Here is a 9813-nt window from a genome sequence, read left to right as displayed (position 1 = left end):
GCCCCTGACCCTGCCGGTCAGGGGCACGGTGCGCTCAGGACTCGGCGCGGAGCAGGGGGTTCGGGTCCGCGTGCTCGTACCAGCCGATGAACGGCGGGCACAGGCCCCAGCCGAGCAGGCGCTGCAACTCTTCCGGGTACTCCCGGACGATCTCCTTCGGCACGGCCAGGAACTGGTTCTCCTCCTGGCGGAGGTTGCCGCGTACCAGGGCCATGGTGAGCCCGGTCCGCGGATCGTCGGAGAGGTTCGGCCCGCCGCCGTGGAACAGCCCGCCCACCCAGATCAGACAGGAGCCGGGCTCCATCTCGGCCTGCACCGCCTCCTCCGGCCGCGGGCCGCGTTCCGCGTCCCAGGCGTGGCTGCCCGGGTACACCATCGTGGCGCCGTTCTCGTCGGTGAACTCGTCCATCGCCAGCATGATCTGCACGCGGTTGGTCGGCCCGGGGGAGGGCAGCATATGCGCGATGTCGTCGCGGTGCGCGGTCTGCGGTGTCTCCCCGGGCCAGATCTGGATCACCTGCGTGATGCTGACCTGTACGTTCGGCGCGATCTCGGTCCGCTGCGGACCGAACCAGCTGGGTACGGGCCGCTCGATGAGGTCGCGGGCGGCGCCGAGGAACAGCGGGTTCAGCGCCACCTTCTCCATATGCCGGGAGCGCGCGAACAGCGAGCACAGCCGCTTGGTCCGCTGCCCGGCGAACGAGCTGTCCCCGTACCCGGTCTTCTCCAGGGCGGGACCCAGGTCGTCCCAGAGCCCCCTGAGGGTGGTCTTGTCGATCAGGTCTTCCACGATCACACCGCCGTCGCGGTCGAGCGCCGCGGAGACTTCGGCCACCGTGGACGAGGCGGGGAGCCGGGCGAGACGTATGGCCATGGGAATTCCAGGCTCCTTGTTCATCGGAGGGAGGGGCACGGACAGAGGGGGCTACCAGCGAACCGGCAGCGAATCCAGGCCGAACAGCACGCCGTTGTTCCTGAACGACAACTCCTCGACGGGTCGGGCCAGCTCCAGCGTCGGGATCCGTTCGAACAGCGTCCGGTAGGCGAGCTCCATCTCGGTGCGCACCAGATGCGCCCCGAGACACAGATGGCGGCCGAAGCCGAACGCGATGTGGTGCTGCTCCGAGCGCCCGGGGTCGAACTGGTGCGGGCAGGAGAACACGGAACCGTCGTGATTGGCCGCGGCGACCAGCGGGGCGATGCCCTCACCGGCCTTGATGAGCTGTCCGGCGATCTCCACGTCCTCCAGGGCAACGCGCAGCGGCACCAGGTCGGCGACGGAGTAGTAGCGCAACAGCTCCTCGACCACCCGGTCGTCGCCGATCCACTGACGGTTCGACAGCAGAGTGCTCGCGCCGAGCGCGATGTTGTTCGCAGTGGTCTCCTGGCCGGCGATGACCAGCAGCATCGCCGCGCCCCCGATCTCCATCGGAGTCATTGTCTCCGACCTGATCATCACGCTGATCAGGTCGTCGCCGGGGCGCCGCTTCCTGATGGCGATCATCCTGCTGAAGTAGCGCAGGATCTGTTTGGACGCCTCGTCGCGCTCCTCGTCGGTGGCGCTCAGCGTGACCAGGACGCGGATACGCGACTCGAAGAAGCCACGGTCCGCTTGCGGTACCCCGAGCAGCGCGCAGATCACCAGAGAGGGAATCGGCACCGCGAAGTCGGAAGCCAGGTCCGCGGGGCTGCCCTTCGCCAGCAGCGCCTCGACGCAGTCGTCGACGACCTCCTGGATCCGCGGCCGCAGCTCCCTGATGCGCCGGACACTGAACTCCGGGATCAGGACCTTGCGGTACCGGTCGTGCTCGGGCGGGTCCAGCGCCGCGAACCAGCCGGGCACCTGGTCCTGCGCGGGCGGCCCGCCGGTCCGGCCGGGGCTGGGGAAGCCCTCGTGTCCCGGGTTGGAGCTGATCTTCGGGTTGGTGAGCACCGCGCGGACGTCCTCGTATCGCGTCACCAGCCAGACCCGGGCACCAGTGGGCATGGTGGACCAGACCAGCCCCTCGCGCTCGCGGAAGTCCTCGTACTGCTGGGGCGGGAGGGGGTCACCGGGCCGTCTCAGCGGGAAGTCGACGAGTTTCGCGTCGTCCGACATGTCAGCAGTTCCCATTTCTCTCCGCTCTCGCAATCCGGTCCGGCCCGGCTACCAGGTCACCGGCAGTTCGGCGAGGCCGCCGACCAACTCGCCACCCCGCGTCCGCAGTTCGTCCAACGGGACCGCGGGTCGCAGTCCGGGCAGCCTCGAGAACAGGGTGGTGAACGCGGTGCTCAGCTCCACCCGGGCCAGAGGCGCGCCGACGCAGTGCCAGATCCCGTGGCCGAAGGTCAGGTGCGGGTTCGGCGAGCGGGTGACGTCGAACAGCTCCGGCTCGCTGAACGCCTGCTCGTCGAAGTTCGCCAGCGCGAAGTCGAGCAGTACCAGCTCCCCGGCGTGAATGGTCACACCGGCGATCTCGATGTCCTCGCTCGCGTACCGCGGCAAGGTCGCCCCGGCTCGCTTGGCGGACCGCAGTACCTCCTCGACCGTGCCGGTCAGCAGGGCCGGATCCCGGAGCACCGCGCCGCGCTGCTCCGGGTGAGCTGACAGCAGCACCACCCCGAGGTCGATGTGGGTCGCGACACTCTCCAGCCCGGCGAACAACAGGACCGCCGCCAGCGAACCGGCATGGTCGTCCGGGATGCCCGCCTCGCACATCCGGGAGATCACATCGTCGCCCGGCTCCGCCCGCTTGCGCGCAGAGACCCCGGCGAGTAAGCCGAACAGGGCTTTTGGCCCGGTAACCACGGACTGCCCGGTGTCGATCTGGCCCATACCGGCCAGCAGCGCCGCGCATCGCTCCCGGTCCTCGTCCGGCACCCCAATCAGCTCGCACAGGATCCGCAGGGAGAACGGCGACGAGAAGTACGCGTGCAGGTCGACCGGCCGTTCCTGCGCTGCCAACTCCTCCACCAGGTCACTCGCCAACTCCTCGATTCGCGGGCGCAGAGCGCGGATGCGCTTTGCCGAGAAGTTCGGTGTGAACAGGGCGCGTGTCCGGGCGTGCACCTCGCGCGCAACCTGCGGGTCGTCGGCGACGAGCAGGTCGAGCAGGGAGTTCTTGACGTACCTCGGAGCGGTTTCCGGGCTCGGGTGGGAGCGGCCCAGCCGCTCGTCGTGGAGCAGCTTCTTCACCTCGGCATGCCGGGTGACCAGCCAGGCTTCGTCACCCGCCGGCGTATGGACCCGGCAGACCGGAGCGCTCGCCCGCAACTCCCGCAGCGGGCTCGGGTCCAGCACGGGCCGGGCCTCGGTGGTCAGGGCGGGCAGCTCTCGGGATGTCGGCACAGACCTCTCCTCAACGTCCTGCCCGAGCGCTCTGTTCCGCCGACCGGGCGGCTTCGAGCTCTCTGGCGATCTCGTCGTTCACCTCGGCCTGATGGTCGGCGAGGAAGAAGTGGCCCCCGGGGAACACCTTGACCTGGAACCAGCCCTCGGTGTGTGGTCGCCAGGCGATCGCCTCTTCCAGCGTCGTCTTCGGATCCGCGTCGCCGGTCAGGACGGTGATGGGACAGCGAACTTTCCGGCTCGGTTCGCAGGCGTAGGTCTCGATCGCCCGGTAGTCGCCGCGAATCGCAGGCAGCGCCATCCTCAGCAGCTCGTCATCGCCGAACACCGCCGAGTCGGTGCCGTTGAGCAGCCTGAGCTCGGAGATGATGCCGTTGTCGTCGCGCTTGTGTACCTGCTCGTCCCGGCGGGTCGAGGGGGCGCGCCGCCCGGAGGCGATCACCGCGTTGGGCGGTTTGACCCCTTGCCGTTCGAGCCGGAAGGCGGTCTCGAAGGCCAGCACCGCACCCATGCTGTGCCCGAAGAAGACCGTGGGCTTGTCGCTGAGGGCCTGGATCTCCTCGACGAGCAGGTCGGCGAGCGTGCCGATGTCCTCGATGCACGGCTCGCGGCGTCGGTCCTGGCGGCCGGGGTACTGGAGGGCCACCACGTCGGCTTCGGGCGAGAACCGTGCCGACACCGGGTGGAAGAAGCTGGCCGAACCGCCCGCGTGGGGGAAGCAGATGAGCCGCGCGGTACTGCCATCGGATGAGTGATATCGGCGGATCCAGGCCGTTGTGGCGTCGTCCTTCGTTTCCAAGTCTCGTCGGTCCCTTCCGATCCAGATCGCGATGTCGCGCTGCCTTCAGTGGAGTCCGAACCGCACCCGCAAATCCTTAGTCTTGGCCGTCCGTCCTCGGTGCGGTCGGCGGGAAGGTCGGGGGACGCTACTCGGCGACTTCGCGGAACCGGTTGATGAATGGCAGGTGACGGGCGCGGGCCTGAGGGTCCTGGACGCCGAGGCCCTCGGTCGGGGCGAGACACAGTACGCCGACCTTGCCGCTGTGACGGTTTTCATGGACCCGCCGCACCGCCGCCGGGGTCTGGGCCAGCGAAAATACGGTGGAGAGGGTGGGGTGGATTTTTCCCTTGGCGATGAGACGGTTGGCCTCCCATGCCTCGCGGTAGTTGGCGAAATGGGAGCCGACGATGCGCTTGAGCGACATCCACAGGTAGCGGTTGTCGTACTCGTGGGTGTAGCCGGACGTAGAGGCGCAGGTGACGATGGTGCCGCCCTTGCGGGTGACGTACACCGACGCGCCGAAGGTCTCCCGACCCGGGTGCTCGAAGACGATGTCGACGTCCTCGCCGCCGGTCAGCTCGCGGATCCCCTTCCCGAAGCGCTTCCACTCCTTCGGATTCGGAGTCCGCTCGTCCGACCAGAACCGGAAGTCCTCCGCGCTGCGGTCGATGACGGCCTCGGCGCCCATGGAACGGCAGAGCTCCGCCTTGGCGTCCGATGACACCACACAGACCGGGTTGGCGCCGCCGTGCAACGCGAACTGGGTCGCGTACGAGCCGAGTCCGCCGCTCGCGCCCCAGATCAGCACGTTGTCGCCCTGCTTCATCCCTGCACCGTTCCGGGACACCAACTGCCGATACGCGGTGGAGTTCACCAGCCCCGAGCAGGCCGCCTCCTCCCAGGTCAGATGGGCCGGCTTGGGCATCAGCTGGTTGGACTTGACGAGGGCGATCTCGGCGAGGCCGCCGAAGTTGGTCTCGAAGCCCCAGATGCGCTGCTCGGGGTCGAGCATCGTGTCGTTGTGCCCGTCGGAGCTCTCCAACTCCACCGACAGACAGTGCGCCACCACCCGGTCCCCGGGCTTCCAGCGCCGCACTCCGGGCCCGGTGCGCAGCACGACCCCGGACAGGTCGGATCCGACGACGTGATACGGCAGATCGTGCCGGGCGCCCTCCGGCCCGGCCTTGGCGTAGCGCTCCAGGAAGGCGAAGGTCGGCAGCGGCTCGAAGATGGCGCTCCACACCGTGTTGTAATTGATCGCGCTCGCCATGACCGCGATCAGCACCTCACCGGCGCAGGGCGACGGCGTCGGAACCTCGCTGATGTGCAGCGATTTCTCCGGATCCTTGTCCGAGGAAGCGAGCCCCTCGAACATCCCGGCCTCCTCCTTCAGCGTGAGCGCGCCGCGATAGGAATCGGGTACGGGGAGCGCGGCGAAGTCTTCGGAGGCAGCGTCATCGGAGAGGACGGCGCTGATGATTTCTTTCACGAGATTCCGGTCCTCGGGTCGGGATGAAAGCAAGGTGTTCGACTAATCCCGCGTCATGAACAGTGTGGACAGTTCCCCCCACGCGCGCCGCGTCAACGATCACCGAAACGGGCCCGTGCAAGGTACCGTCTCAATTCACAGGAAATTACTAGCCTCGAAGTGTGGGTCGGTTCGTTTCGGGTGATCGAGCGGGTGCCGGGTGCCGGGTGCCGGGTGCCGGGTGCTGTCGCCACCTGTTTTGAGGTGTTTTCTCACGACAGCTCACCGGACGGATGCGGCGCTCGGGGCCTGGAAGCGGTGGCGGGCGGACCCACAGTCCGCGGTGGACCGGTGCCGGTGTTCCAACGCCGGTATGGGCCCCTGGCTCGGCGGACATGCTGGCTGGGTGTCCTGCCGGCGGTCGGCCACCGTGCATAGGCCGGTCCACCACAGCCCGGGCCACCTGGGCCATGAGCGCGTCGTGGTTGATCATGCCGAAGCAGTCCGGATGTCCGCTGCGAAGGGCCATTCCCGCCGCTGGTTCGCCGCGACGTGCACGGCGTCGTACGCGTCAACCGCGGACCGCTTGGACCGCCTCGACATCGCGATGACCCTGGTCGGCTCGCCGCGCTCCCGAGCTGGACCTGCTCCAGCGCGCAAGCGTCGACCAACCTCCTTCGGTCCTGGCTGCCCCGTCCACCCCTACGCCACGAACCCCGCCGACCACGAGTAGAAGCCGCCGTGATGCGCGCCGACGATCTGCGCGACCCGTGCTCGGGTGAGTGAGGTGTTGCGGGCTTCGCCACCGCGGCCCAGTGGGTCACCCGCCTCGCCGAAGCCCTGCGGCCACGACCACGACGACCCCAACCCGAGCCCGCGGCCGGGGCACACCTTCGTCGAACTGACCGGCGGCCCGCTGGACGGGCTGCCCCTGGACGTCACGGGCTGGACGCCGGACGAGATCGCCACCGGTGCCGCCCGGCCCACCGAGCTCGGACAGTTCCCCGGCGGCCGCGCGCTATACGACCCGCGCCCCGGTGACCCGAGCTGCTTCACCTGGTCGGGCGACGTCCCCTGACCACAGCCCTGGGAAGCCGGGATAGCGCAGACCGGTGCTGCACCGCGAAAATGGGAGGGCCAGCGACGGAGCTCTGGTGCTGACCGGATGTCCGTGACCGTTGAAGGAGTGAGTACGAGGGCGGCGATCGATGAGTCGTGGGTGAAGATCGAGCGGTGGCTTGCCTCGTATGCGCCCGAGGAGAAACTTCCGGGTCCATGTACCCGGTCCGCATTGGATCGGCTGTATGAACGGATCGGGGCCCGCCTTCCGGAGGATGTTGAGCTCTCGTGGTTACGGCACGACGGGTCCGGCCTCATCACGATCGTCCCGCCTGGGTTCCACCTGTACGACATCGACGCGATCACAAACGAGGTCGGGCGCGAACCTGACGCGTTGACCATGGCCATTGGGAATCTGGGGCCTACCCAAGTCGTAGCCGACACCAGGACGGGCCGAATCGGGACCTGGGATGCCACGGAGCTACGTCTGGGAAGAGGAAGCCCTCTGGAAAACGTGCCGCCCCCCGCCGTGCGTAAGCCGGGCTCGGTCTGGACCGAGCTGCCCCGGCCCGCGAGCGCCGGCACCGAGCCGGTCGGGCACGTCTGCCTCGGGTACGCCCGCACCTCGACCGCGCGGCAGTCCCTGGACGCCCCGTTGGACTCCCTCGCCGAAGCCGGGGTCACCCGGGTCTTCTCGGAGAAGCTCCACCCGCGCCACCAAGTGCCCCGAGCTGGAGGCCGCCGTCAAGCTCGCCGGGGAGATCCGTTCCTCCGGCGTGCGCGTCACCCTCGTCGTCCACGAACACAAACGACTCGGCCGCGGCATCGAACTGGCCATGCTCGCGGAGGAACTGAAGGCGAGCGACGTCGGCCTGGAGTTCCTCACCGGGGAGCTGAAGGGCTCACACGATCCCTCCGGCATCGCGTTCACCGTCCTCGCCGCCATGTCCGGCATGGAGCGTGAGTACATCCGCGACCGCACCCTGGAAGGCCGCGAGTCCGCTCGCAAGCGCGGCAAGACCATCGGCGGCGCGGGCGTCACCAACAACGACATGCTGTCCATGGCCCTCCACCTGCGCGACCAGGAGATGAGTTTGCGCGACATCGCCAAGAGGCTCGTCACCTCCAAGGGCCGCCAAGTGTTGCGCTTCTTGTAGCGCTCTTCATCGGAGCCGGGTGGTCGTCCGCCGCGTGAGTCTTTGCGCAGGCGGACGGCCTGGACCGGTCCGCGGGACGCGGATCTTCTCCAGCACCGCCTGGAACTGGCCGCACCTCAACCGCGACAAGCTGGGCCAAGAGATCATCTAAGGCTTCATATGCCGCTGAAGTAGCCCACCGAAGCGACCGGGATGAGTGACATGGTCGAGGCAATGACATGGTACGCCCTGACCAAACTCGGGAGCGGACCAGTGGCGCATCACCTACGGCAAGCGCGCCCGCAGGCGATCGAAGCGTTCGGCGAACTAATAGTCAATCGGCCGTGGGTTCGAGTCCCGCCCGCCCCGTCGAGCAGGTCTGTGACCTGCGGATACATCTCTTCAGGCTTGCGGATTCAGGACGCTGGGCCAACGGACTGAATCCCCCGCTCGCGACTTCAATCATGAAGTCCGCGTGGCTGACTGGCTCGCCGAGAACGGAGTTCCGGCCGTTCGCACGCTGTCGGTCGAGCAGCCGGTGGAGGCCGCGGGTCGCCCAGTGACAACTGGATTCATGAGCGGTCCAGGCCGGGGTGGGATGTGGAGGAGAGCCCCACCCCGGACGGGCCTCATCGGATGTGCTTCGCCGGTTTGGTGGCGGCGTTGAGCAGATACTCCAGGGGCCCGCGGCGGAAGAAGCGGGACCAGATCGCGGCGAACACGATCGCCCCGAGGACAAACATGAGCAGCGGCACCCAGGACTGCTGGGTGCTGGTCCCGCTGGGCATGGACAGCGCGGACTGTGCGACGAAGTGCCCCACGTAGGCCGTCAGGGACATGGTGCCCACGGCGATGACCGGTTTGGCCAGGCGGCGCAGTCGCGGCAGGCGGTCCATCGCCACCGTCGCGCCCACGATCACGAGGATCGCGACTCCCACGCTGCCGATGATGTCGAACGTGGTGCCGCTGTGCGGTCCGGCCGTCAAGAGCATCGATGCCTGGGGTTCGAACGACCCGCTGTCGAGGGGCACCGAGCCACCGGACGACGGCCCGTCTTCCGCCATGCTCCTCAACGCGCTTTTGCCGGCGAGCAGCAAGGACATACCGTACGCGGCCACGGTGAGGGCGGCGCCGAGCGCGGCCAGGCGCCGCTGGACGGCGGTCGCGGACAGGTCGAGGCGGGCCAGCGCCATACCGGCGATCACGAATGGAATCCACGTGATCGTCGGGTAGAAGCCGGTGAGCAGCAGATCGAGCACTCCCACGTCGCTGAGCCGGTGGAGCGGGTCGTAGGCGTTGATGCTCTGCTGGATCGGCTCAGTCAGCAGCGAGCTCAGGGCGAACGCCAGCTGCGGTGTGACGAGGGCGAGGGCGAGGGCGGTGATCGCGAGCGTCCTGGCCCGCAGTCGTACCAGGGGCAGGGCCAGCAGGAAGTAGACCCCATAGAAGCCGAGGATGATCACTCCCCCGAATTCCATCGCCATCGCTGTGCCCAGCGCCAGCAGGACCACGGCGCGGATCGCGATCCTGGCCTTCGCCTGCCGACCGGCCAGGCCGGTCTTCGGCTCCCGGCGGCCGGCGATCAGCATCAGTGAGAACCCGGCGAGGGTGGCGAACAGGACCGACGAGTGACCGTCCGCCAGGTACCGGACCCAGCTGTCGACGCCGTCCGTGGCCGACAGCGGGGGACCGATGTGCACGACGTACATGCCGAACACCGCCAGCGCGCGGGCCAGGTCCACCCCGACGAGGCGTCCCATCGAGGGACCGGGCGAAGCCGGCACGGCGGACTCGGTGGAGGTTCGGGGCTGCGGAGGCGAGTTCTCCTGCGGAGCTGACGTCTCCTGCAGCGGCTGCGACTTTGTCATACGGAGAATCTCGCGTGGACGTCAGGAGGCGGACCATCCGGCAGGCTGCGGTAACGGCCCCGCCGATCGGCGGGTACCAGCCTGCCGACCGGCGGAGTCTCCTCCCGACCGGTCCGGCGCGACCAGGCGGCGGTCTTCTCCAGCCACTCGGCGGGGGTTGACCCGACAGTTGC

The 9813-nt window shown here is 68.5% G+C and carries 8 protein-coding genes; 2 read left to right on the top strand and 6 right to left on the bottom strand.

Annotated features, from left to right (window positions below; translation table 11 throughout):
- Positions 1-34: 34 nt before the first annotated feature.
- From HYQ63_RS01005 to ccrA, 5 genes are all read right to left on the bottom strand, one after another.
- Entirely contained in the window at positions 35-874 is an 840-nt protein-coding gene (locus HYQ63_RS01005) for a phytanoyl-CoA dioxygenase family protein (RefSeq protein WP_179932060.1), read from the bottom strand.
- A gap of 51 nt (positions 875-925) precedes the next feature.
- A complete protein-coding gene (locus HYQ63_RS01000) occupies positions 926-2098 on the bottom strand; it encodes a cytochrome P450 (RefSeq protein ID WP_257231508.1) in 1173 nt (390 codons plus the stop codon).
- A gap of 48 nt (positions 2099-2146) precedes the next feature.
- A complete protein-coding gene (locus HYQ63_RS00995; protein WP_179932058.1) occupies positions 2147-3328 on the bottom strand; it encodes a cytochrome P450 in 1182 nt (393 codons plus the stop codon).
- 10 nt (positions 3329-3338) lie between these two features.
- Positions 3339-4127 carry a thioesterase II family protein gene (locus tag HYQ63_RS00990; RefSeq protein ID WP_179932057.1) on the bottom strand — a complete coding sequence of 263 codons (789 nt, stop codon included), beginning with the start codon at positions 4125-4127 and terminating at the stop codon, positions 3339-3341.
- Between the two features lie 127 nt (positions 4128-4254).
- Positions 4255-5598 carry a crotonyl-CoA carboxylase/reductase gene (ccrA, locus tag HYQ63_RS00985; RefSeq protein WP_179932056.1) on the bottom strand — a complete coding sequence of 448 codons (1344 nt, stop codon included), beginning with the start codon at positions 5596-5598 and terminating at the stop codon, positions 4255-4257.
- A 766-nt stretch (positions 5599-6364) separates the two neighbouring features.
- Here ccrA and HYQ63_RS00980 point away from each other — a divergent pair.
- A complete protein-coding gene (locus HYQ63_RS00980) occupies positions 6365-6655 on the top strand; it encodes a hypothetical protein (RefSeq protein ID WP_257232551.1) in 291 nt (96 codons plus the stop codon).
- A 757-nt stretch (positions 6656-7412) separates the two neighbouring features.
- The gene (locus tag HYQ63_RS45830) at positions 7413-7793 is read left to right on the top strand and encodes a recombinase family protein (protein WP_373689003.1); all 381 of its coding nucleotides are present in this window, start codon (positions 7413-7415) and stop codon (positions 7791-7793) included.
- A 608-nt stretch (positions 7794-8401) separates the two neighbouring features.
- On the opposite strand, the gene HYQ63_RS00970 is transcribed toward HYQ63_RS45830, so the two are convergent.
- Positions 8402-9532, bottom strand: coding sequence for a DUF418 domain-containing protein (locus HYQ63_RS00970; RefSeq protein ID WP_179932055.1), 1131 nt, complete (start codon positions 9530-9532; stop codon positions 8402-8404).
- Between the last annotated feature and the right edge of the window lie 281 nt (positions 9533-9813).

Source organism: Streptomyces sp. Rer75, from assembly GCF_013414305.1.
Lineage (GTDB): Bacteria > Actinomycetota > Actinomycetes > Streptomycetales > Streptomycetaceae > Streptomyces > Streptomyces himastatinicus.
The sequence above is the reverse complement of the archived record's forward strand: the minus strand, read 5'-3'. Positions and strand labels throughout refer to the sequence as shown.